The organism is Bradyrhizobium sp. UFLA06-06, from assembly GCF_054820065.1.
The window spans coordinates 13,743-36,490 of sequence record NZ_JADFUD010000059.1 but is presented as its reverse complement, the minus strand read 5'-3'; the positions used below and the strand labels follow the sequence as shown (position 1 = coordinate 36,490).

The 22,748-nt window shown below is 59.4% G+C and carries 20 protein-coding genes; 14 read left to right on the top strand and 6 right to left on the bottom strand.

Annotation, left to right across the window (positions count from 1 at the left end; genetic code table 11):
- The first annotated feature begins 360 nt into the window (after positions 1-360).
- A complete protein-coding gene (locus IF803_RS33755; RefSeq protein WP_461195085.1) occupies positions 361-576 on the top strand; it encodes a hypothetical protein in 216 nt (71 codons plus the stop codon).
- A gap of 279 nt (positions 577-855) precedes the next feature.
- Here IF803_RS33755 and IF803_RS33750 read toward each other — a convergent pair whose 3' ends face one another.
- A complete protein-coding gene (locus tag IF803_RS33750; protein ID WP_028338394.1) occupies positions 856-1,524 on the bottom strand; it encodes an outer membrane protein in 669 nt (222 codons plus the stop codon).
- Positions 1,525-1,945: 421 nt separating this feature from the next.
- Positions 1,946-2,200, bottom strand: coding sequence for a hypothetical protein (locus IF803_RS33745; RefSeq protein ID WP_461195083.1), 255 nt, complete (start codon positions 2,198-2,200; stop codon positions 1,946-1,948).
- Positions 2,201-2,491: 291 nt separating this feature from the next.
- On the opposite strand from IF803_RS33745, the gene IF803_RS33740 reads away from it, so the two are divergent.
- Together IF803_RS33740 and IF803_RS33735 are read left to right on the top strand one after the other, a co-directional pair.
- Positions 2,492-2,710 carry a hypothetical protein gene (locus tag IF803_RS33740; protein ID WP_304497082.1) on the top strand — a complete coding sequence of 73 codons (219 nt, stop codon included), beginning with the start codon at positions 2,492-2,494 and terminating at the stop codon, positions 2,708-2,710.
- Positions 2,707-2,985, top strand: coding sequence for a hypothetical protein (locus IF803_RS33735; RefSeq protein ID WP_035630805.1), 279 nt, complete (start codon positions 2,707-2,709; stop codon positions 2,983-2,985). Before IF803_RS33740 ends, IF803_RS33735 begins: the two co-directional genes overlap by 4 nt.
- A gap of 13 nt (positions 2,986-2,998) precedes the next feature.
- Here the strand turns inward: IF803_RS33735 and asnB are convergent, their stop codons facing one another.
- Positions 2,999-4,939 carry an asparagine synthase (glutamine-hydrolyzing) gene (gene asnB, locus IF803_RS33730; protein WP_461195081.1) on the bottom strand — a complete coding sequence of 647 codons (1,941 nt, stop codon included), beginning with the start codon at positions 4,937-4,939 and terminating at the stop codon, positions 2,999-3,001.
- Positions 4,940-5,209: 270 nt separating this feature from the next.
- On the opposite strand from asnB, the gene IF803_RS33725 reads away from it, so the two are divergent.
- Entirely contained in the window at positions 5,210-6,505 is a 1,296-nt protein-coding gene (locus IF803_RS33725; protein ID WP_461195079.1) for a glycosyltransferase family 4 protein, read from the top strand.
- On the opposite strand, the gene IF803_RS33720 is transcribed toward IF803_RS33725, so the two are convergent.
- Both IF803_RS33720 and IF803_RS33715 read right to left on the bottom strand, forming a co-directional pair.
- Complete coding sequence (locus tag IF803_RS33720; RefSeq protein WP_461195078.1) at positions 6,441-7,676, bottom strand: acyltransferase family protein; 1,236 nt, start codon at positions 7,674-7,676, stop codon at positions 6,441-6,443. The two genes, IF803_RS33725 and IF803_RS33720, sit on opposite strands and share 65 nt — an antisense overlap.
- Before the next feature lie 38 nt (positions 7,677-7,714).
- Entirely contained in the window at positions 7,715-8,914 is a 1,200-nt protein-coding gene (locus IF803_RS33715; protein ID WP_461195076.1) for a polysaccharide biosynthesis/export family protein, read from the bottom strand.
- 545 nt (positions 8,915-9,459) lie between these two features.
- Here IF803_RS33715 and IF803_RS33710 point away from each other — a divergent pair.
- The 5 genes from IF803_RS33710 to IF803_RS33690 all read left to right on the top strand — a co-directional run bounded on the left by IF803_RS33710 (position 9,460) and on the right by IF803_RS33690 (position 16,601).
- Positions 9,460-10,836 (top strand): O-antigen ligase family protein, encoded by a 1,377-nt coding sequence (locus IF803_RS33710; RefSeq protein ID WP_461195075.1) that lies wholly within the window; start codon positions 9,460-9,462, stop codon positions 10,834-10,836.
- A gap of 140 nt (positions 10,837-10,976) precedes the next feature.
- Positions 10,977-12,842: a hypothetical protein gene (locus IF803_RS33705; protein ID WP_461195074.1), complete on the top strand. Its 1,866-nt coding sequence runs from the start codon at positions 10,977-10,979 to the stop codon at positions 12,840-12,842.
- 246 nt (positions 12,843-13,088) lie between these two features.
- Entirely contained in the window at positions 13,089-14,072 is a 984-nt protein-coding gene (locus IF803_RS33700; protein WP_304497076.1) for a GNAT family N-acetyltransferase, read from the top strand.
- A gap of 121 nt (positions 14,073-14,193) precedes the next feature.
- Positions 14,194-15,264 (top strand): NAD-dependent epimerase/dehydratase family protein, encoded by a 1,071-nt coding sequence (locus IF803_RS33695; protein ID WP_461195073.1) that lies wholly within the window; start codon positions 14,194-14,196, stop codon positions 15,262-15,264.
- A 17-nt stretch (positions 15,265-15,281) separates the two neighbouring features.
- Entirely contained in the window at positions 15,282-16,601 is a 1,320-nt protein-coding gene (locus IF803_RS33690; RefSeq protein ID WP_461195100.1) for a DUF4910 domain-containing protein, read from the top strand.
- Between the two features lie 4 nt (positions 16,602-16,605).
- Here IF803_RS33690 and rfbC read toward each other — a convergent pair whose 3' ends face one another.
- Complete coding sequence (gene rfbC / locus IF803_RS33685) at positions 16,606-17,136, bottom strand: dTDP-4-dehydrorhamnose 3,5-epimerase (RefSeq protein WP_461195072.1); 531 nt, start codon at positions 17,134-17,136, stop codon at positions 16,606-16,608.
- A 208-nt stretch (positions 17,137-17,344) separates the two neighbouring features.
- Between rfbC and IF803_RS33680 the strand changes: the two genes are divergently transcribed.
- The 5 genes from IF803_RS33680 (at position 17,345) to IF803_RS33660 (ending at position 22,739) form a co-directional block, all read left to right on the top strand.
- A complete protein-coding gene (locus tag IF803_RS33680; protein WP_411783831.1) occupies positions 17,345-18,634 on the top strand; it encodes a methyltransferase domain-containing protein in 1,290 nt (429 codons plus the stop codon).
- Complete coding sequence (locus tag IF803_RS33675) at positions 18,631-19,425, top strand: glucose-1-phosphate cytidylyltransferase (RefSeq protein WP_411783830.1); 795 nt, start codon at positions 18,631-18,633, stop codon at positions 19,423-19,425. The genes IF803_RS33680 and IF803_RS33675 overlap by 4 nt, the downstream gene beginning before the upstream one ends.
- Positions 19,426-19,430: 5 nt before the next feature.
- Complete coding sequence (locus IF803_RS33670) at positions 19,431-20,084, top strand: PIG-L deacetylase family protein (RefSeq protein ID WP_411783829.1); 654 nt, start codon at positions 19,431-19,433, stop codon at positions 20,082-20,084.
- A 68-nt stretch (positions 20,085-20,152) separates the two neighbouring features.
- Positions 20,153-21,205, top strand: coding sequence for a hypothetical protein (locus IF803_RS33665; RefSeq protein WP_411783828.1), 1,053 nt, complete (start codon positions 20,153-20,155; stop codon positions 21,203-21,205).
- Positions 21,168-22,739, top strand: a complete 1,572-nt coding sequence (locus IF803_RS33660) for a lipopolysaccharide biosynthesis protein (protein ID WP_461195071.1) — start codon at positions 21,168-21,170, stop codon at positions 22,737-22,739. The genes IF803_RS33665 and IF803_RS33660 overlap by 38 nt, the downstream gene beginning before the upstream one ends.
- The last annotated feature ends 9 nt before the right edge of the window (positions 22,740-22,748 follow it).

The following is a 22,748-nucleotide window of genomic DNA, read 5'->3' as shown; positions in this document are numbered from 1 at the left end:
TGTCGTCCATCTCGCTAGCTCCGCTGACACAAGCGACGACCCCGACGTGCTGTCTGAGGGCCGCGCCGGAGTCGCCTTTGCCAGTATTTCGGATTGGCCGAGCCGATGCGCGTGCTTGGTCGATCCGATACACGTATGAGATCACAATCGCCTCGTGATGGGATGTGCAGTCCGTGCCAACAGCACCGGTTCCATCGTCACGATTGCATCATAATCAATCAACAACCAAAACACTCACGCGTGTTGCTGTTCCATCGAATGCGTCTCACTTTGCATTCTCCTCGGCGGTGGTGGGCGACTCATGATCCAGCACTGGACTCGCAAAGTGTGTCGGCTAGCACTCGCCGGGGAACGGAGGCCATGATGAAACGCTGCGACCGCAAGCGCTCCGACATGACGCCGTGCGTGATTACCGACGGCGCGGATGCCTATAGCTTCGAGAGCGATCACGACACCCACCCGATCTGCGTTGGCTGCGGTCGCAGCCCGCAAGTGACCGGCGTGGCCCCACCCGCCGATTGGGCTGAGCAGGTTGCCGATTATCTGAAGGCCGTACAGATGAGGCATCGGCGCTGAAGCCCCGCAGCGGGCCTGCTGTTCGCGCTCCATCAACCGATCAGCGTTAGCTGCCATCGTCCCTTGGAGGGCAGTTCCATCACGCATAGATCGTCGTGCGTCATACCGTCACAGATCAGTCTATCGCGCCGCAATCTCCACATTGGTCCTCACGGCGTCGCGTCAGCCAATGCACCGCGCAGGAGGTTTCCAATCCGGGAGGAATCACGGCTCCAACGAAAAAGCTCCGGGCCTATGTTTGGCCCGGAGCTTTCATGTCGCTTGGAGTCAAGCGAGCGATCAGTACCTGGCGACGGCCGGTCCGCCCAGGTTGAACCTGTAGTTCAGGCCCGCCTTGATGGTGTGCTGGTCGTTGCGGAAGCTGCCGATAACGCCGACATTATCGTGCACGTTGATGGTGCCGAAGTCATAGTACTGGTATTCCAGCTTGCCCGACCAGTTCTGGGTAAACATGTATTCGAGACCAGCACCGACGGTGTAGCCGTCACTGCCGCCGTCGCCGCCGAAGCCGTTTGAGAAGCGCGTGTCAGCCCAGGCATAGCCGCCCTTGACGTAAAGCAGCGCTGGACCCCAGGTGTAGCCGAGGCGGCCGGTTACCGAACCAAGGCCGCGATTGGCGAAGCTCGAACTGGTGTCCAGAAAACTATAGTTGGCTTCAAGACCCATCACCCAGCTCGGCGCGAACTGGTAATCATAACCAGCCTGCACGCCGCCCATGAACACACCGTCATTGCCACCGCCGAAGCCGGGGGCGAGGACGTTGTCGTTGCCACCGAACGCACCACCGACGTGACCACCGATATAGAATCCGGTCCAGTTGTAGATCGGAGTCGGAGCAACATAGGGCGGAGCCTTGGTGTAGGGCTGAGGCGCGAGATCAGCCGCGGAAGCGGGCGCGACCGCGCCGAGCGCGATCATGCTGGCGGTGACGAGCAGAATTTTCTTCATGTTTTGCATTCCAACTTTCTTGTACTGGCCCTGCCCCAAGTTCATCGCCTATCAGACACGTGCGGAATTGCTGTAACTTGGCTGCAACAGGCGGTGCCAAACGCGGGGCCGCTAACGGCGGGTGCGAGGACGATTGGCGTTAGGCGAGTTTGGAACTTTCGTAACGCAGGTGATGCGTTACCGATCACATCCCGGCGCAGCGCGAGGGCGGATAGATCGTTGTCTTCGCATGGAACTCGGGCGAGCCCTCTAGAACGACTGAGAACCAAGCGCGGGCCTGCGGTGCTTGTCGAGCCAAAAGGGAGAGTCACGACTGCCGCTGACGTACGCCGAGAGGTTTGCCGTCAATATCTCTGACAAGATTGATCCAGCAGTAATGCAGGGCAGCATCCCGATGATGGGAGTCCTGAACCAGCCTGTGTCAATGACCGGAGAGGATGTAGCGGCAGATTCGGCCGATGAGCCACGAGATGAGGCCGAGGGCGGCGATGACGCCTCCAACAATTGGGGCAAACGCCACGTCAAAAACACCACCTGAATTGTGCATTTCGATCACCGTGATGGCGCCGGTGGCGACGCAAATGGCCGCAACAAAGCACCCGATCAGATAAAGGGCATTCCCAAGTCTCACTGTCTTCGCGGGCCGTTGTTCCAACTGCTTCGCCTTTGCCTTCAATCCGGTTTCGACAGGCGGCGGATTGCTCCTTGGCGGGTATGCAAATCGTCCGGTCTGGTAGTCCAGGAAAAGCCGGCCGGCGATCCCGCCACGGGCCGATCGAACTTACTTCTTCGCTTTCAGCCGGATCCCGACGAGCGGCGGATTCATTTCGTGGATGGTCCGGGCTTTTACGGACTGAGCGTTAACGCTACCGCGCGAGCACAAAGGCGGAGGTCTTGTCAGGAAGCGATTTGGCCAGTTTATTCGAGAGATTGCAGTACGTTATTTTTATTGTAGAGCGCATTTCCGATGAAAGCCATCGAGCAGATCGTTGCCGGCTACATTGCGTTGAAGGATCGCCAAGCCCTGGAAAAGCTGAGGCACCATCGTCAGCAATTGCTGGATGATGTTCAGATGCACAGCATCCCAGGGTTCAAGCCGTCGATCGTGAGCGATATCCTCCGCGAGGAGATCGAGGTCATCGAAGGCGCGCTGGCGCGCGTAGATGAGGATCGACCATCGTCATGAGCAAAAACTTCGACGAGATCGAGACACTGAAACCAATGGCCTGCGGTGCCATCACCGATCCCAGTCTGAGGATGATATATGAAGCTATCCGCGGCGCGCTAAAGGCCGACGATGAATTCGAGGCAAGCGGCAAAGATCCAAAATTCCGCGTCCGGTCGACGGCCGAATGGAAGCGGCATGCCAGCGATCTTGAGGCGGAGATGCTGAAGCGAGGGCTCGAGTTCGACGTTATCGATTGGACGAATGGTCAGAGTGAGCGGCGAGCAAGCCGGTGAGGGCACTCGCTATTCATGCGTAAACGCCGTTGCGATGGCACCAACGGACAAACGCATAGATGGACCAGACCCGCGACCAGTACATGCCCGGCGCTCCGTCGAGAAAGGCTCGCCAAAGTCGCTCGACCGCGGTGGGATCCAGGCCCGTTGGTGCGATCGCCTGCGGATCGCGCATGGTCCGATCCATGGCGTCCTTCAATCCGCGGCGAATCCACCGGTCAAAGGGCATGACGAAGCCGGTCTTTGGGCGCTCGAAGAGCGCAGGATCGAGCCCGCGCAATCCGATCCGTCGAAGCATATCTTTGCGGCCTAACGGTTGATATCGCGCCTGGTCCGGCAGGGCGTCGACGCTTTCAAACAATACGTGGTCGACCAGCGGAACGCGCTGCTCGAGCGAACTGGCCATGCTTGCTGCATCATTGTCGCGCAGGAGGCGTTCACCCAAGAAGAGACGTTGTTCCATCACGCTAATGGCGGAAACAGCGGTACGGCCTGCCGTTTCGGCCATCATCCGCCGGCGCATCGCATCGGGAAGGCCGTCCACAATCGCGCCCGCGAAATCCGGTGCAAGCAATTCATCCTGAAATCCAGGCAGGAAGAGCGCGTAGGCCATCTGGTATAACGCCAGCAAATCCTCGCTACGATCGACCATGTCCGGAAGCTTCGCCCAGCGCGTCTGAGGCGGCACGGGATGCGAGGATCGTCGCAGGGGCCATGTCAACAAAGATGCAGCCGTGGCCTGCCATTTTCTGGGAAATGCGCGGCCCCGATGACACCACTGCTGCAAGATCGGAAGATCGCGATAGGTCGGATACCCGCCGAACAACTCGTCGCCCCCCGTTCCCGACAGCGCGACGGTAAAGCCTGCTTCGCGAATAGCCCGGGAGATGAAATAGGCGTTCAGTCCATCGAACGTTGGCTGGTCGAGACTATCGAGGGCGTCGTCCAGGCTGTCGACGAACCGCTGCTCGGACAACATCACTTCATGATGCTGAGTGCCGATTGCCGCAGCGGTCTGCCTCGCGAACGGCGCTTCGTTGAGCTGCTGGTCCTCGAACGCGAGCGTGAAAGTATGAACAGGGGCGTCAGCGGTCCGTTGTGCGAGATTCGCCATCGCGGAGGAATCGATGCCGCCCGACAGGAAAACCGCGAGCGGCACATCGCTGGCGAGGTGAAGCTTCATCCCTTCTTCGAGGATCGAGGCAAGCGTCGCTTCGTCCATCGTCGGTTTTGGCGACTCTCCGGGGATACGCCAGAAATCGTGCTCGCTTATTTTACGACCTGTCCCGTCAAACTCGGCGTAGTGACCCGGCGCAAGAAGTTCAACGCCCTGAACGGCGGTGCAAGGGCCGACAACAAAGCCGTTCCATACGCTGCTCGCAACCGCTTGCGGATCAAGACGCGGCGTTCCGAGCAAGCCTGAGGCCAGCAATGCACGCAGTTCGGATGCAAATATCAGCGACCAGGTCGCGTTCGGATTGCTGGACCGTGCGATATAGAGCGGCTTGATGCCGAGCTGGTCGCGCGCAAGCAGAAGTCGTCGCTGTTGCGGATCCCAGCTTGCAAATGCGAACATGCCGCGCAGCCATCCGACTGCCTCCAGGCCATGCAGGCCGAGTGCCCGCAACATGACGGCGGTGTCGCCGCTGGACCGAAAGGATTGCCCTTCGCTCTCGAGGCGTTTGCGCAGGGCGACATAGTTGTAGATTTCGCCGTTGAACGAAATCACGTGCCCGGTTGTATCGTCCACCATTGGTTGGTCGCCGGCGGACGACAGGTCGAGGATCGAGAGACGGCGGTGATCAAGCATGACACCCCAGCCGCGGGCATCCGGCGTTGAAGTCCACGAGCCGTGGCCGTCCGGCCCGCGATGGATCATGGCCTTGCTCATCCGAGCGAGCGCGGCCCGGTTGTTTTCGTCAAGCCGGCCGATGATACCCGAGATACCGCACATTCAATCGTCGCCTTTGCGGCTTGAGCTTGAGCTGGCCCGCACGAGGTAACGTTGCGGAGAACCTACCAAGACTGCTTCGGCAATGTTTCTACGTCGAAAATCCAAGCGGATAAATGGATGCGCCGCCTTTCTATCATTGTTTCGTTAAGAGGAACGAGGCAACCATTAACGCAAAGTCCCGGCTTAAGCATTGAGTAAGCCGAGCTGTGTGAATGTGGGCCCCAGCGAGCATCTCAGTACCTGTCGATGTCGGCAGGCAGGTTTGGATCGATGCACTCAGACCGCCTAAATGTTCTCTTCGTGTCGCAGATGCCTGCGAGCCCGCCGCGTATCGGCGCGCAGGCGCGCATGCACGGTTTGATGACGGAATTAGCTCGGCGCCATGACCTGACGGCAGTCATGCTCGTGGATGACGAGCACGACATCGAGGAATGCCGAACTGCCATGCAGGCCTACTGCCGCAAGGTGGTGCTCGTGCGTAACCCGTTTGGTCGCGATGGGATGCCGAAGCGCCTGCTTCAATTGCGCTCCCTGGTATCGCCCCTCAGCTTCGAGCGTTTGCGAATCACGGCAGACGTAGTGCGGCAGACGCTGGACGACTTGCTTGGGTCGACGCGCTTCGACGTGGTTAACCTCGAGTTCACGTTCCTTGGTCACTACGAGCTGCGCAAGGCGCCGGCAGGAGAGAAGCTTCCGGTATTGGTCGTGGATTCTCACAACATCGACTACGACCTTGCCCGCCAGTACGCCCAAAGCGGCGACAGCCTGTTTCGTCGCCTCTATTCCGAAGTCAATTGGCGCAAGCTTCGGAGGGAGGAGCTCGGGACCTATCGTGACGCAGATGGTGTCTATCTGTGCAGCGCTGCCGACGAACGACGGCTGCTTGAAGAAGTGCCGGAAGCCAGGACCGCCGTCATCCCCAATGCCGCGGATATCGAGTTCTATCGCCCGCGTGCCGACGATCCGAAGCCCGACGGACGCACCGTCGTATTCTTCGGCCTTTTGTCGTATGCACCGAATGTCGACGGTGTCATCCACTTCGTCAACGATATATGGCCGCGGATCGCGGCCAGCCATCCGGATGCGCGTTGCAAGATCATTGGCGGGTCGCCGCCACCTGCCTTGTTGGCGCTGGCAGGGCCCCAAATCGAGTTCACCGGGTTCGTGCCGGATCTGAGACCGCATCTTGCCGAGGCGGCAGCCGTCGTCGTCCCTCTGCGATTGGGAGGCGGGACACGGCTCAAGATTGTCGAGGCTATGGCGATGGGCAAGGCAATCGTCTCGACAACCCTGGGCGCCGAGGGGATCGAGGCCGTGCCGGACCGCGACATCATGATCGCGGACGATGTCGAGAGCTTTGCCGCCCGCGTCAGCGGCTTGCTGGGTGATGCCGATCGCGCTGCGGATCTCGGACGTTCAGCAAGGCATTTGGCCGAAAGCCAGTATGCCTGGAGTTCAGCAGCTCGCGCTCTCGAGAGCTTCTACCGTACGAGACTCGCCATCAGTTGCGGTACGGATGGGAAGGCGCCAGCGCGTCGCCAGCAGCAACGGGGCGTCGAGCGTTGAAGAACCGCTTCAGTTCCAGGAAACGCTTTTCGACGAATTCATAGCTCAGATAAGCGATTAGCAGCGAGACGAGCGCGCCCGCTGTCGCCTGTATTGCCACGGCTGCGCCGTGAGAGCCAAGCCATTCGCCGAGTGCCAGCTCGGTTCGATGAGTCACGAGATAGTACGATATGAAGTGATGGTAGACGTACAGGCCGTAGCTATAGGTCCCGAGAAACATCAGTGGTCGGCTGCAGAAAAGGCGCGATACCAAGGAATGCTTTGGGACAACAAGCACCCAGATGAGGAGACAAGCCAGCAGCACGGTGATGATGGAAGACCGAACCGGAAGGACAAAAGCGTTACCTTGGTCGGTCACCAGGCGCGTCCAGATGAAAGTCAGGGAAAGCAAGGCAAATGCAGTGGTCGCAACGTATGGAAGGGCACCCACCAGTCGCCGAAGTCCGCCCGGTTGTCGGACGACCACGGCGAGAAAGGCGCCGAGGGCCAGACCGTCCAGGCGAAACGGTGTCAACACATAGGTTGTCCACCAGCTAAGTCCCGCCAAGGAGCCGCCCAGGCGGGCGAGCATCGCAGCGACCGATAGGCCAAGGCTGACCGCAATCAACTTTCTCGGTTGCTTTGCGACCAGATATACGACGAGCGGCCAGAAGAAATAGAAATGCTCCTCGATGCAAAGCGACCAGAGGTGCTCCAGATACGAGAATGACCAGTCACCGTTCCATGCGATGTAGACGTTGACTCCGTACAGCCAGGCCCAGGTCTGACGATCTACCAGATAGTCGAGGGTCGGACCACGCAGCGGGCTCAAAAGCGGAGCGACGAAGAAGACAAGCGCGAGCACGCCATAGTAGAGCGGAAAAATGCGCAGCACGCGCCGTATGTAGAAATTGCGAAAGAAGCTGGGATCCTCTCGTGAATCATAGAGGATTCCAGTGATGAGAAAGCCGGACAGGACGAAGAACAACTCGACGCCGTAGGAGCCGTAGTTGGTGATTCCGACGACGATCTTCTCGACAGCGTTGGTCGGCAACGTATTGCCGACGAAGTGCAGTAGCATCACCATCACGATGGCAAGTCCCCGCACGCCGTCGAGCGCAGGAATGTGTCCCTGAAGGCGAGGCCACCGATCGCGGGCAGTTACGTCGGCGGATTCGGTTGCCGGCAGCATACTTGCCGCGGGAGCCGATTCCGCCAGGCCAATTGTTGTCATCGGGACGACGTAACGATGGTTGTCGCGCCGGAGATGCTGCCGTTGGCGAGTCCCTTCAGCGTGTAGGCATCGATCCCGGCGACGATTGGATCGCTCACGGTGCCGATGATCAACCGAAGGTAAGTCATGAACTTTGTCGCTTCGACAGAATTTGCATTGGACGCGAAGATGACATCTTTATTCTGCATCTCGAATTCTGTCGCGATGAAGTAGCCGCCGGGATCTCTCAAATCGAGAATATAGATAACGGGGACAAGGGGCCCGCTATAGCGAGTGCAGTCGACGCCGAGCTGCTTGGCAACTTCGCGTGGTTCTCCTCGGTAGATAAACACGGACCCAGGGTCGGCGTGATCATCCTTAAGGCCGCCCGCCTTCGCCATGGCCTCGGCGAGTGTCAGGCGCCAGGCCCCAAACGAGAACTGCCCCTGTTGCCCGGAAGCGCCCATCGCAAGGAAGGTTTGCGGCTGCGTGAACACATACACCGTATCTTGGGGGCGAACGAAGATGTTGTTTGCCGGTTGGCTGAGCAGCGATCCGAACGGTGCGGTCCCCTGCCGTCCGTCGCGTTCGAGAGTCACCCAGGTATCGAAGCCGGGATTCTTGGGGCCGCCCGCGCGCGTGATGATGTCGAGCAGCCGCTCGCCGCTGGCGCTTGCAGGCAAGCGTGCAGGCGTTCCGACCTCGCCCAATACGCTGATCGAGGTTGCCTTCTGATCCACCAGCGCAACCACCGCCTGTGGTTCGATCGCACGGTCCTGCAGGGACTTCACGATCGCATTCTGGACTTCCTCCGGCGTCCGGCCCGCAGCGCGGATCGAGCCCCCATACGGAACCGTGATGTTGCCTTTGTAATTCACGGCCTGATTGGGCAACGTGACATAATTGCCCTGACGCGTGCCGGCTTCGGTTGGAGTAAACAGGCCACCGGCCATCGATTCAAACAGCGTCACGCTGACCGTGTCGCCGATGCCAAAGCGAATCTCGGGCGGGCCGCGGCGATCCGTGAAAACGCGGTCGATCCGCCTGGAGTTGCGCACTAGGACCCTCTCGGTGTCAGCCGTCAGGCGCACCAGGGCATAGTGCACGCTTTCAGGGTCGGTTTGCCCCGCGCGGACATAGGAGCTTGCCGGTCCCGAGGTCGGCATGGTCGAGCAGCCAGCGAGCGCGATTGTCGCTGTGATGACCAGGGCGCCCAACAGGCGGCCACTGAGACGCGAGGAATTGCCAGCCGAATGCGCCGGCGCCACTTCACGAGTGGTCAGGCGCGGCGTTCGTTGACTACTCTTGCCTGCACTTCTCGGCACGACATTGGACCCTGGTTAACGAAGATTAACGAACGCAGTCTTGGTAAACGCCGGTCTCGTCTTCGCGGTTGCTTGCACGCCCCTTGCGGTCGTCGCCGTTCGGCATCGACCGCCGTATTGCCGGACACAGGCTCGGAAGAAATTTGCGCGAGTAAACATGTACTTACGCGGCATTCACAATTTCCCGGAATATTAAGCGACTAAGCGAAACAGCCCGCCCTGAGCGCCACGCTAGGGGACAAGCGTTAACGAAGCGTTCACTATAAAAATTCAGGAAAGATTGACTTATCGTTGGTGTTCGGAGTCGTGTCTGAGTACGTGTTGGCGCGAGTGCCATTGAGAAGCTGATCGTATCGCTGCGCGGCCCCGCGATCGGGCAAGGCAGGCGATTAACGATCAGCGTGCTGCTTTGGCGACTGGAGTTGACGGGCCCGAGCATGCACGAAGCCGTATTGCGTTCTCAGCGACCAGGCTTGGCGGCTCCGTCCGGCCGGGTAATCGACAGATACGCGATCATCCCGCTGCTGGCCTGCGTCTACGCCACGATTGCCTTTCCCCTGATCCTCGTGACCTGTAGTCCGACGGACTCGGCTTGTCTTTTGGAAGCTCGACCAGAGAGCAAAATCTTTTGGCCGATCCTGTCCGCTGTCGCGCTCGTCGTTGCGCTGCGCAATCGGTCGCGACTTCGCTTTCCGCCGATCCTGATCATACTGTTCGCCTATCTTGCGCTGGCGGGGGCGAGCGTTGCCTGGGCATTCAAGCCGGAGACTTCGCTGATCAGATTTATGCAGCAGGCCATGATCATTGCCTCGATCGCGCTCCCGGCGATCGTTGCAACTCGATCGACCGACCTGCTGCGCGGCTTGTTCTGGTGTTTCTTTATCGCTGCCGTGCTGAACATGCTATTCGTCATGGGCCGGCCGCCGATCGATGTGAAGTTCGCCACATGGGGCTACCCGGGCTATTTCTCGGGCAAGAACTATCTAGGTGAATGCGCTGCCGTTGCATTCCTGCTTGCGCTCCATGAACTGCTTCATTCCGGACGACGACGGATTCTCGGCATCGTTACCGCGCTGATGTCTGTTGCGCTGCTGCTGCTGAGCAATTCAAAGACGGCGCTTGCTCTTGCGGTGCTTGTCCCGGTGTTTGCCTGGACCTTGCTCAAGCTTTCCAGGGCTACCCGTGTTCCGGTGTGGGTGATTGTCGTATCGATACCGATTTGCTGGATGGTTTTTTCGTTCGTCACCGGATTCAGCATGAATCGCGTGTCGTACATGCTGTACGGCGATTCGACTTTCACGGGCCGTACCATCATTTGGGATTTTGCAAATATGCAAATCGCAAAGAAGCCGTTGCTGGGCTGGGGTTATCAGTCGTTCTGGCTGGTTGGGCCCGACGCGCCGAGCATCGTGGAAGCGCCGGGCTGGGTCAAGGAGATGCCCAACGCCCACAATGGGTATGAAGACACATTGCTTGAACTAGGTTATGTGGGATTTTTCCTGCTTGTCGCGTTCATCCTTGCGACGATACACGGCATTGGTCGCCTGGCGCGATTTGATCTTTCGCGGGCATGGATCCTGCTGTCGATCGTTCTCTACGTTGCCATCACGAACGGTCTCGAGAGCACGTGGATGCGCGGCTTCGAAATGCTGTGGGTCGTGTTCGTTATAGCCGCGGTTGAAGCTGCCAGATATTGGAGGCAGGCGCGTCCCGCGGCCAACTCGGCAATAGCCAGGCGTCCAGCAATGCGGCGCATCCACGGACCGCGGTTCAGGCCGCCGTCCACTCCCGTCAATGTCGTGAGGTCACGCTAGCAGGCGCGAAGCCAGTTGGTTCGGCGCCGCAAGTCAGAGGATGCATGTTCAACCGTATGGTCATCGCGACGCGGCGCAACCCTGGTCACCAGACGCTGCGAACGGCCCTGCGACGGCCTTGGCGGTGCTTGGCTGCAACGATGATCTTCGTTGCATGCTCAAGCCATTCGTCTGCTTTTGCTCTCGACTCGATGGAAATACTGCCCTCAGATCGCGCGACGACCTGGCAACCCGGCCTGATGGCCGAGGGTGGGATACCCATCCGAAAAACCATCTGCGCGACGCTGTCGCCTCGTGGCGGCACACTCGATGACGCTGCGGCAATCCAGGGCGCGATCAACGCATGTCCGGTAGGGCAGGTCGTGCAACTGGCGGCGGGACGGTTTCTGATAAATGGCGGCAATTTCCTGCTGCTCAACAAGGCAATCACGCTGCGCGGCTCCGGTCCGGGCCGGACGATGCTCGAAAAGCAAGATGGCGCGAAACCTTTCAATGACCCAGTCGGTGCCAAGCCGTCTCCGCTGGTCGTGGTGGGCCCGTCGCTTTTTTCCAGCACCAGCGATACGGTCAATGCCGTGCGATCGGCGAACCTTCGGAATGACGCCACCAAGGGCGAAAAAACGATCGAGGTCGACGACGCTGCGGGCTTTGTGCCTGGACAGATCGTGCTGCTCGACGAGGCGTCGGCCGCTGATTGGCGTGTCGACCCGCAGGGGCGAGGGGAGATCTGGGCGTCGGAAGATTTCAGGGTTGTCTGGCAAAAGCACAAGCCTGCAATTCAGTATGTCGATGACTTTGCACCCGATGCGTTTCCGTCGACGCCGCAAAGCGCTGGATCGTGGTTCGGGAGACCTGATCGGCCTGTTGCCGAGGTCAAGGAGATCAGCACCGTCTCCGGTTCCAGGATCACCTTCACGACTCCAATCCACATCAGCTATCGGAAGGCAAACGCCGCTCAACTGTCGCGATTCGCGCAGCCGCATGTGAAACACGCGGGCGTCGAAGATCTGGCGCTCAAGGGGGGCGACGCGGGCAATCTTCGCTTCAATTGGGCTGCATCTTCGTGGGCGAAAAACGTCGACAATTCGGTTTGGCACGGCGAAGGCTTTGCAGTTCACAGCTCCTTCCGCGTCGAACTGCGCGAGTTCTACGTGCACGACGCAGCCTGGGCTCAACCCGGCGGAGGCGGATATGCTATTAGCCTTTCCGCCGGATCCTCGGAAGTTCTGATCGAGAATGGAATTGCCGTGAGGGCCAACAAGCTGGTGGTGGCGCGCTCCGCCGGGGCCGGCTCGGTGGTCGGCTATAACTACATGGACATGGGCTACATCAATACGAATGGAGCCTGGATCGAAACCGGGCTCAACGCCAGCCACATGGTGGGCGCCCATCACGTTTTGTTCGAGGGCAACTACGCGCAGAACGCCGACAGCGACGACACTCACGGCAACAGCATCTATCACACGTTTTTCCGCAACTATCTGCGTGGCGTCCGGGCAGCGTTCGACAATCAGGCGGGCGGGACGATCGATGATCTGTCGCAGCCTCGCAATGGGCCGCGGCGCGCCGCCGGCCTGATGGCGTATTCCTACTGGATGTCCTTCATAGGAAATGTTCTCGGGATTCCCGGTCAGATGAGCGGCTGGTCGTACGAAACCCGCTTTACCGACGCAAAGCCCGGCGTCTGGATGCTCGGCTGGGACGCCGTGAAGCCATATCCGACGGACGCAAAGGTTGCGATGTCCACGATTCGATATGGCAATTTTGATTACCTCACCAACAAAACGCACTGGGATTCCGGAAGCGGGGATCGCGCCTTGCCTGCTTCCATGTACCTCGCAGGCCGTCCCGCGTTCTTCGACGCCGGGCGCGGATACGATTGGCCTTGGGTGGACCCGGTCGGAGAGACGAAGCTTCATGTGCTTCCGGCCAAAGCGCGCTATGACGCCGGCACGCCGTTCGTGCAGCCGAATTTGGATGGATCGGCACGCAAAAGTCCGCAGTGAACGCATATCGCGTGACAATGATTAAACATGTTTCGAACGGGCGCATCATTGCGTCAATGCGTCACCTGACCGGCGACGAGCTCAGAGGCTAACTAGGCCAGCGCCCCGATTCAAATGCTGCAGACGTCGTTAACTACAATAGAAGCTAAGGCCTTCTGATCCGCGCGGACGTTGGGCATTTCTGCACGTTTTGGTTTAATCAGATTGCCGTTTCGCTATCCGGTTAGTCTCCGGAAGAGGAATTTGATGCGCAAATCGGTCTTTCACGAGGATTGGTGGCTGGATGCGCTGGCTCCCGGTAGCTGGCGCGAAGTCACTTGTTCGCGTGGCGGGCGCGTCGTGGGTTCTCTCCGGTTCGTCACGCGTACTGAAGGCGGGATGAGCATCTGCGAGATGCCTCAAATCACGCGCTTTCTCGGACCGACAGTCACGCTGCAGTCCGGCAAGACGGAAGCGCGCATGCGGTTGGCGCATGCGGTCATCACTGATCTGCTCAAGCAGGTCGCGGATTTCGATCACGTCGAGATGACGCTCGATACCGGGTTCAGCGATGTCGCCGCGTTCCTCGCGTGCGGCTACGAGGTGCGGGCGCATCCGACCTTCATGCTCAAATGCACGAGCCCCCGAGACGAGCTCTGGTCGGGATTGCGCGACAAGACGAAGAACGTGATACGACGCGCGCGGGAACGGCTCGTCATTCGCGAAGTCACTTCCGCAAAATACTTCGTGAAGTATTACCAAGCCAACCTGGAGGGCGCGAAGTCGTATTTCGACCTCTCGCGATTGGAAGCTGTCTATGCCGCCGCGAGCGAGCGACAGCAATGCAAGATCCTGGCGGCGGTGGACTCGAACAACAACGTTCACGCCCAGGTCTTCTTCGTCTGGGACCACAAATTCGTGCACTATTTCCTGTCGTCGCGGGACAGGAGCATTGCGCATCCAGGCGCAGTAAGTCTGCTCCTCTGGAGTGGCATCGAGCTGGCGCACGAGCGGGGCCTTCATTTCGATTTCGATGGCGGAATTGAAAACGAGGCGCGATACAAGTTCGTTGTGGCGTTCGGCGGAGAACTGGCCAATCGCTTCGACGTCAGCCGTTCCACCATTCGTTACCGGCTTCACCGGCAACTACGCAGAGTTCCCCAAGCGCTACTGCGGCGTCTCTCGGCTGGCGCCGCCGCCAGCGACGTCAACGATCATGGCGTACGGCTCAACCATTTCCCGTCGTCTTGAGCGGATCGCTCCCGCAATTTCAATGCGCGCCATTAACTAAGGTTTTACAAACACGTGCATCAGCGACCGATTTTGAAATAAGCAGGGGGGATAGAAGCAGAATTAATTTGGAGGCGTTAAGATGCGCGTTCTCGTGAGCGGACATCTCGGCTACATCGGAACAGTGCTCACCCCGATGCTACGGCGTGCCGGGCACGAAGTCGTGGGCCTCGACAGCGATCTGTACTCTCGCTGCACATTTGCAGAGGGCGGGTCGATCGTGGATGTGCCGGCCATCCGCAAGGACACGCGAGACGTCGAACTTGCCGATCTGAAGGCTTTCGACGCGGTCCTGCATCTTGCCGCGCTGTCGAACGATCCGCTCGGCAATCTGAGACCCGGCCTTACCGACCAGATCAATCATGTAGCCAGCGTGCGCCTCGCGCAACTGGCCAAGCAAGCCGGCGTGCGACGGTTCGTGTTCGCGTCCTCCTGCAGCAACTACGGCAAGGCGGGCGACGGGATGATCGACGAAACCGGAGCGCTCAACCCGGTGACTGCCTATGGCGAATCCAAGGTGCAGTCGGAGCGCGATATCGCCGGCCTCGCCGGTGACGGATTTTGCCCGGTCTACCTGCGACCCGCAACGGCTTACGGCGTATCTCCCCGGCTCCGATTCGATGTCGTGCTGAACAATCTCGTTGCCTGGGCGGTGACAACGCGAAAGATCTTCTTGAAATCGGACGGCACGCCCTGGCGGCCCATCGTTCACATCGAGGACATCTCCCGCGCCTTCATCGCGGCGATGGAAGCTCCCGAGGCGGCGGTGTTCAATGAGGCTTTCAACGTCGGCCAGACGGCGCACAACTACCAGATTCGCGATCTCGCGAAGATTGTCGCTAATGTTGTCCCTGGCTGTCAGATCGAATTTGCCGATGGCGCCGGTCCCGACACGCGGTCCTATCGCGTGAGCTTCGAAAAGATCCGAACCCGGTTGCCGGAGTTCAAGCCGCAATGGGATGCGAAGATGGGCGCGGAACAGCTCTATAAGGCTTACCGGGCCTCGGGCATCACGCTCGAAGAGTTCGAAGGTCCCCGGTATCAGCGTATCAGCCACGTCAACAAGTTGCTGGCGGACGGTGTGCTCGATGCGGATCTCCGCCATGTAAAGTCGAGGCAGGGTGCCGGGCAATCGGCTCTCGCCGCGAACTAAAGCACGTGCCGATCGATTTGACACACCAGGAGGACGGCGTGTCGGCGGCAGACGATGTCACAAGTTCAGGCGCAAAGATCTTTGCGCTTGCCCAAAGGATCTACCCGATCTGCCGCAGCATCACCGGTAATGGTGTGCGGCAGACCCTTCGGGAGATCGGCGCGCATATCTCGCTTGATGTCCACGAGGTGCCGACCGGTACACCCGTTCTCGACTGGGTCGTGCCGCGTGAGTGGAACATCCGGGACGCATACATCAAGGACCCGCGGGGCCGGAAGGTCATCGATTTCAACGAATCGAACCTGCATGTGATGAGCTACAGCGTGCCGGTGTGCCGCACCATGTCGCTGGACGAGCTTAAGCCTCACATCTTCACATTGCCCGATCAGCCGGACCTTGTCCCGTACCGAACGTCCTACTACCAGGAGAACTGGGCTTTCTGCATGACCCACCGACAGTTGGAGCAACTGCGGGACGATAGCTACGAGGTCGTGATCGACTCGACCCTCGCCGACGGGCATTTGACCTATGGTGAGTATTTTCACCGGGGAGAGTCAGACGACGAGGTGCTTCTGTCGGCGCATATTTGCCATCCCTCGCTCGCCAATGACAACTGTTCCGGCCTGGCCCTGCTAGCGGAGCTCGCGAGCCGCATCTCCCAGATGCGAACGCGATACAGCTATCGGTTTCTCTTTGCGCCAGGAACGATTGGCGCGATCACCTGGCTTGCCCGCAACGAGCATCGTGTGTCTCGCATCAAGCATGGCCTCGTGGTGTCAATGGTCGGCGACGGCGCCGGCCCGACATACAAGAAGAGCAGGCAGGGCGATGCTGAAATCGACCTTGCGATGATGCACACGCTGCGGCATTGCAAGCTGACGCCGACGATACTGGAGTTTTCGCCCTACGGCTATGATGAGCGGCAATACTGTTCGCCCGGGTTCAACCTGCCGGTGGGATTGTTCCAGCGCAGCCGCTTCGGTGCTATCCCCCAGTATCACACCTCGGCCGACGACCTGAGCTTCATTCGGCCGGAGCACCTCGGGGAATCCTTCCGCATCATTTCCGAAGTCATCGACCTGCTCGAAGGCAACCGCAGCTACTATAACACGTTGCCGAAGGGCGAACCGCAGCTGGGCAGACGCGGACTCTATGGTGCGATCGGCGGCGACAAGGACGCCGCCGCAGCCAACATGGCGATGCTGTGGATTCTAAATCTGTCCGATGGACACCATTCGCTGCTTGATATCGCCGGGCGTGCCGACCTGCCGTTCCCGGTCATTCTGAAGACAGCAAAAATGCTCGAGCGCCACGAGCTCCTCGCGCCTGCGCGGTAAGCGCTCACGCACCCTGAAGCGGCCAGTTCAGGTCTTTATCGGAGATTGTGCTGACGGCCAGAGGCCAGCTGATGCCGAACATCGGATCGTCGTATCGGACGCCGTTGGCAGCCGAAGGCTCGTAGAATTCCGAAATCAGGTAATTGACCTGAACGTTATCGCTCAAGGTTTGAAAGCCGTGTGCGAACCCCTTGGGGATGTAGAGCTGCGAACCGTTCTCCGCCGAAAGCTCGAAGCCGCGCCATTGGCGAAAGGTCGGCGAGTTCGCACGCAGATCGACGATGACGTCCCAAATCGATCCGTTCAAGCAGCGCACGAGTTTAACTTCGCCGTGCGGCTCATTCTGGAAGTGCATTCCGCGCAATGTCGCCTTGCGCGAGGAGCTCGAGATGCTGTGCTGGGGAAATCTGGTCACGAGCCCGTGTGCGCGAAACTCGTCTTCGCAGAACGTGCGCGCGAAAAAGCCGCGCTCATCGTGTGCAGCCTCGAGTTTGACGAGCCACACTCCGTCAAGTCCTGTTGCTTCAAAGCGCATGGAACGTATCCACTCCCGGCCGAGAGGCCAATTGTCGACGACCAGTTCTATACAATTTTACTAAAATTTTCAGCATTTGCGTGGTTTACCTTGTTGTTCGATATCGCTTCATATTGTTCGCTTTCATACGATAAAATTCAATCTAACGAGCCCGATTTAAGCGCCGGCAATCCTATATTCGGCAATCCTATATTCATGGTACGGCCCAATGAACGCTCACTCGAGATTCGAATCGCTTCGATCGAAATCCTCTCACGGTAACTGCCGTCTGTGCGGCGCGACGTTGAAATCGACGTTTGTCGACCTGGGAATGTCGCCTCTGTGTGAAAGTTTTCTCACAGCCGACCAGACCGACGCCATGGAGCCGTACTATCCGCTGCACACCGTGGTTTGTGGATCCTGCTTCCTGGTACAACTCCAGGAATACGTCAAACCGGAGCATATCTTCACCGAGTATGCCTACTTCTCGTCCTACTCGACGTCGTGGGTGGAACATGCGCGGCGCTACTGCGAGATGATCAAGGCCAGGCTGAACCTTGGTGCCGAGAGCCGCGTCTACGAGATCGCGAGCAACGATGGTTACCTGTTGCAGCACTTCCTGCCGCTCGGGGTGCCGGTCACGGGAATCGAGCCGGCGGCCAATGTGGCCGAAGTTGCGAGGCAGAAGAACGTCCCGACAATGGTCGAGTTCTTCGGCCTGGAGCTCGCGCAGAAGCTGGTCTCGGATGGCAAGCGGGCCGATCTGATTATCGGCAACAACGTGCTGGCCCAGGTTCCGGATCTAAACGATTTCACCGCCGGAATGGCGTGCCTACTCGGGCCGCAAGGCGTGATTACGCTCGAGTTTCCGCATCTTGAGCGGCTCATCGACGAAAATCAGTTCGATACCATTTATCACGAGCATTTCTCCTATTTCTCGTTGGTAACGATTGATCGTCTGGCGCGGCGGCACGACCTGAAGGTTTTCGACGTCGAGCAGATCCCAACGCATGGCGGCTCGCTTCGCGTCTATCTCTGCCGCGCCGACGCGACTCACGCTGTCTCCGCCGCCGTGACCGCACTGCTGGCCCATGAGCGCCGGATCGGCCTTGAAGACATAGGTCAGTACGAGCAGTTTACATCGCGGGTTCATCGCACCAAGCGCGAACTGCTGTCGTTCTTGATCGCGAGCAAGAACAAGGGCGCGCGGATCTGCGGCTATGGCGCTCCCGGCAAGGGCAACACGCTGCTGAACTATTGCGGCATCGGAACCGACTTCCTCGACTTCACCGTGGACCGCAACCCCTACAAGCACGGCCGCTATACGCCGGGAATGCACATTCCGATCCTCCCGGTCGAAGCCATCGACGAGGCTCGCCCCGACTACCTGTTCATCTTGCCCTGGAATTTGAAGAGGGAAATCGTCGCGCAAATGCGGCATGTCGCGGACTGGGGCTGCAAGTTCATCGTTCCGATTCCTAACGTCGAAATCATTGATCCGCGTGAGGTTGCGCCATGAAGGTTGTCCTTTTTTGCGGCGGTCTCGGTACGCGGATCCGCGAGTATTCGGAAAGCATACCGAAGCCGATGGTCCCGATCGGCCATCAGCCGATCCTCTGGCATGTGATGCAGTACTACAGCCAGTACAATCACAATGATTTCATATTGTGCCTTGGCTACAAGGCGAACGTGATCAAGGATTACTTCCTCAACTATCGCGCGACTGCGAACAGCGACTGCGTGATTTCGGAGTACGGCAAAAAGGTCGAGCTGATCGGCGAACATCAGCCGGACTGGCGGGTTTCTCTGGTGGATACAGGGACATGGCGCAACATCGGGCAGCGCCTGCTGGCCGTCCGCCATCTCGTCAAGGACGAGGAGATGTTTCTTGCGAACTACAGCGACGGGCTGACCGACGCGCCGCTGCCTGATGTGATCCAGAAGTTCAAGGAAAGCGGAAAGATCGGTTGCTTCGTGGCGATCCATCCACCGATCAGCTTCCACCTTGCCGAGTTTGATGCCGAGGGGTCGGTGCAGCGGATTCGCTCCAGTCAGGAGTCCGAGATCTGGATCAACGGCGGCTACTTCATCTTCCGCAACGAAATCTTCGACTACATCAAGGAAGGAGAAGAGCTCGTCCAGGAACCGTTCAACCGTTTGATCGAGGGCGGTCACCTCATGGCCTATCGCTATGAGGGCTTTTGGCGCGCCATGGATACCTTGCGCGACAGACAAGTGTTGGAGGACATGGTGGAGCGCGGCGACACGCCGTGGCGGCTGAATCACTCGTCGGTAGCCAGCGCGGCGTAACCGGAATGAGAGCATTGCAGCTTGCCAGGCCCGGAGACCGTCTGTCGATCCTGTGCCTCGGCGCCCATTCGGATGATATCGAAATCGGCGCGGGAGCGACGCTGCTGGGTCTGATCGAGCGCGGTATCAAGCTGGACGTGCACTGGTGCGTTCTAAGCGGTGGCGCCATACGGGAGGCTGAAGCCAGAGCGTCGGCGGCCGACTTCTTGTGCGGGGCTGCATCCGCGAATGTCGAGGTGCTGTCGTTTCCCGATGGATTTTTCCCGGAAATGGGAGAGGCCATCAAGGAATGGTTTGAATCGCTGAAGCGGCGGATCGAGCCCGACGTCATTCTGACGCATCGCAGGGATGATGCTCACCAGGACCATCGTCAGGTCTGCCGCCTGACCTGGAACACGTTTCGTGATCATCAGATTCTGGAGTACGAGATCCCGAAGTGGGATGGCGACTTCGGTCAACCCAACGTTTACATGCCGGTATCGGCGGCGGCGCTCGATCGTAAGATTGAACTCCTGCTCAAGCATTTCGGGACGCAGCGATCCAAGCAGTGGTTCGATGCAGACACCTTTCGCGGCCTCGCACGGATTCGGGGCATGGAGTGCAGGGCTACGGAACGCTTCGCCGAGGCATTTTTCGGGCGAAAGTTGACACTGATCTGACGATGGTTGCGTGGACGTCACGCAGCCTGTGAAGTTTTGATTGCAGGGTGTATCTCAAGGCGCACGATATGAGCACGCTATTCTCAAGCATCTTTCGCGCTGGTGACCTGGTGGAGGTCAGAAGCAAGGAGGAGATCCTCGCGACGCTGGATGCCAACGGCCGCCTGGAGGAAATGCCCTTCATGCCCGAGATGCTGAAGCATTGCGGCAAGACGCTTCGCGTCGGCAAGCGAGCTCACAAGACCTGCGATCCGGCGCTCGGTATCGGCGGGCGCAAGATGCTGAACACGGTCCATCTCGAGAACATCCGCTGCAACGGCGCGGCTCATGACGGCTGCGAGGCGGCCTGCCTGATATTCTGGAAGGACGCCTGGTTGAAGCCGGCAGGCGAGAAAGGGCCGTCGCCAGATGGCGCTGGCAAGCCGTTCAGGTCTGGCGGCTGCAGCGAGGAAACGCTGTGGAGCACGATCAAGCATCCGCCGAAGGTCGGCGAAACCGAGCCGACCTACGTTTGCCAGAACACACAGGTCAAATTCGCCACGCAACCCCTGAAGTGGTGGGATCCGCGTCAGTATGTCGAGGACTACACTTCGGGAAACGTTCGGTTGCAGGACCTCGTCGCCGGATTGACTTTCTCGGTCTGGCGCACGGTCACCGAAGCAGGGCTGGGCATTGGCACCGCGATGCGCTGGATCTACGACACATTCCAGCGCATGAGAGGCGGCGTACCTTACCCGATCAGGCCCTTCGGTGTGCCGGAGGGTAGCAAGGTCCCGCAGTCCCGGCTTGATCTGCAGGTGGGCGACGTCGTGCGCGTCAAGCCGTACAAGGACATCCTCGAGACACTGGACTGCAACTACCGCAATCGAGGCCTTTATTTCGATCCGGAGATGGTACCGTTCACGGAACGCGAGTACGAGGTCGAGAGGCGTCAAAAGCAGATCATCGACGAAGGTTCGTGCAAGATGGTCCGTTTCAAGACGGACGCGATCATCCTGAAGGATGTCGTGTGTGAGGCGCGCTATGCGATCTGCCGCCGCTTCTGCCCGCGCGCCATCCATCCCTATTGGCGGGAAATCTGGCTTGAGCGGGTACCTCAAAGCCAGAATCCGGCGAATTGAACGGGAACGACGCGTGCATCGGAACGAACGCACCGATCAGTATTTTGCGGACAACAAGCCATACTCTGGCCTTGGCCGCAGGTCGCTGCACAGCGGCGTGGCGTTCATTGCTGCGCGCGGATTGAATATCTTCGTTCAGTTGGCCTCCACGATCGTACTGGCGCGACTGCTCGCACCGCATGATTTCGGGTTGGTGGCCATGATGCTGGCCCTGATCGGCTTTGCTCCCCTTTTCGTCGATCTCGGGATGAGCGAGGCCTCCGCCCAGCGGAGCAGCATCTCGCGCGCCGAGGTCAGCACGTTGTTCTGGCTGAATGTTCTGATCGGCGTCGTGCTGGCTGTGGTGCTGGCCGCGTCCGGCCGGTGGATAGCGCGTGCCTTCGGCGAGCCATCGCTCGCGGGCATGGCGTTGGCATTATCGGTGACCTTCCTGATGATGGCCTTGTCGACGCAGCACTATGCGCTGATGCGTCGGGCAATGCAGTTTCGCCGCATCGCGATAATCGACATATCGGCGAACATCATCGGAAGCGCTGCAAGCGTTGGACTGGCGCTTTTGGGCTGGGGCTACTGGGCGCTGATCGCCAAGCCGATCATAACGTCGGCTTTGACCGTCGTGGGAGCCTGGACTGCCTGTCGATGGATACCGGGCAGGCCGAGGCTCACGCCAATGGTCAAGGAACTGCTGCGGTTCGGGCTGGGAGTCACCGGCTTCACCATGACGGATTACTTCGCTCGTTCGGCGGACAGAATCGCGATGGGGTATTTCCTCGGTGCAGGGCCGCTTGGCTATTTTCAGAACGCCTTCACGATCTACAACAACCTGCTGTCGATTCTCAGTGAGCCGCTGCATAACATCGCGGTTTCGGGGCTGAGTAAGCTCCAGCACAGTGCGGCCGAACTGAAGCGCTCCTGGGAAGGCGCGCTGTCATTGCTTTGCTACTTTTCGGGGCCTGCCTTCGCGGCCCTGGCCGTGAGCGCTCATGACATCGTGATCGTACTTCTCGGAGAGAAATGGTCTCCCGCGGGCCCCTTGCTCTGCATCCTCGCCATTCGCGGCATTGCCGACTGCATCGAGCGAACTCTCGGCTGGGTGCATGTCGCGGTCGGGCGTCCCGATCGGTGGATGCGATGGGGCATCTTCAGTGCAATCTGCCAACTGGTTGCGCTTGCAGCCGGACTGCCGTTCGGCGTGGTCGGAGTGACGATCGCCTATACGGTCACCATGTTTGTGCTGTTCGTTCCTGCGCTCGTCTATGCCGGCAGGCCTGTCGGGATCACAATCGGGGACGTCCTGCGCGCGACAGCGCCGCAGACCATTGCTGCGCTGGTCGCGGTCGCGGTCGCTTTCTCGATACAGGAGGCATTCCTGCAGGAATTGCCGCGGTTGCTGCGAATTCCCGTCGCGAGCGTGATCTGTGTGACGGCCTACCTGACTGTCGTGGTCGGGGTCTTCAGGATCACGCGGCCACTGCAACTCGCGTGGTCCTTGCTACGCGATTTCGGCATTGTACGACTGCAAGTCAACTCCTGATCCTGGATT

Coding starts and splice junctions, on each gene's coding strand:
- IF803_RS33755 (WP_461195085.1), top strand. CDS start 361: ATGATGAAACGCTGCGACCGCAAGCGCTCCGACATGACGCCGTGCGTG.
- IF803_RS33750 (WP_028338394.1), bottom strand. CDS start 1,524: ATGAAGAAAATTCTGCTCGTCACCGCCAGCATGATCGCGCTCGGCGCG.
- IF803_RS33740 (WP_304497082.1), top strand. CDS start 2,492: ATGAAAGCCATCGAGCAGATCGTTGCCGGCTACATTGCGTTGAAGGAT.
- IF803_RS33735 (WP_035630805.1), top strand. CDS start 2,707: ATGAGCAAAAACTTCGACGAGATCGAGACACTGAAACCAATGGCCTGC.
- asnB (WP_461195081.1), bottom strand. CDS start 4,939: ATGTGCGGTATCTCGGGTATCATCGGCCGGCTTGACGAAAACAACCGG.
- IF803_RS33725 (WP_461195079.1), top strand. CDS start 5,210: ATGCACTCAGACCGCCTAAATGTTCTCTTCGTGTCGCAGATGCCTGCG.
- IF803_RS33720 (WP_461195078.1), bottom strand. CDS start 7,676: ATGCTGCCGGCAACCGAATCCGCCGACGTAACTGCCCGCGATCGGTGG.
- IF803_RS33710 (WP_461195075.1), top strand. CDS start 9,460: ATGCACGAAGCCGTATTGCGTTCTCAGCGACCAGGCTTGGCGGCTCCG.
- IF803_RS33705 (WP_461195074.1), top strand. CDS start 10,977: ATGATCTTCGTTGCATGCTCAAGCCATTCGTCTGCTTTTGCTCTCGAC.
- IF803_RS33700 (WP_304497076.1), top strand. CDS start 13,089: ATGCGCAAATCGGTCTTTCACGAGGATTGGTGGCTGGATGCGCTGGCT.
- IF803_RS33695 (WP_461195073.1), top strand. CDS start 14,194: ATGCGCGTTCTCGTGAGCGGACATCTCGGCTACATCGGAACAGTGCTC.
- rfbC (WP_461195072.1), bottom strand. CDS start 17,136: ATGCGCTTTGAAGCAACAGGACTTGACGGAGTGTGGCTCGTCAAACTC.
- IF803_RS33680 (WP_411783831.1), top strand. CDS start 17,345: ATGAACGCTCACTCGAGATTCGAATCGCTTCGATCGAAATCCTCTCAC.
- IF803_RS33675 (WP_411783830.1), top strand. CDS start 18,631: ATGAAGGTTGTCCTTTTTTGCGGCGGTCTCGGTACGCGGATCCGCGAG.
- IF803_RS33670 (WP_411783829.1), top strand. CDS start 19,431: ATGAGAGCATTGCAGCTTGCCAGGCCCGGAGACCGTCTGTCGATCCTG.
- IF803_RS33665 (WP_411783828.1), top strand. CDS start 20,153: ATGAGCACGCTATTCTCAAGCATCTTTCGCGCTGGTGACCTGGTGGAG.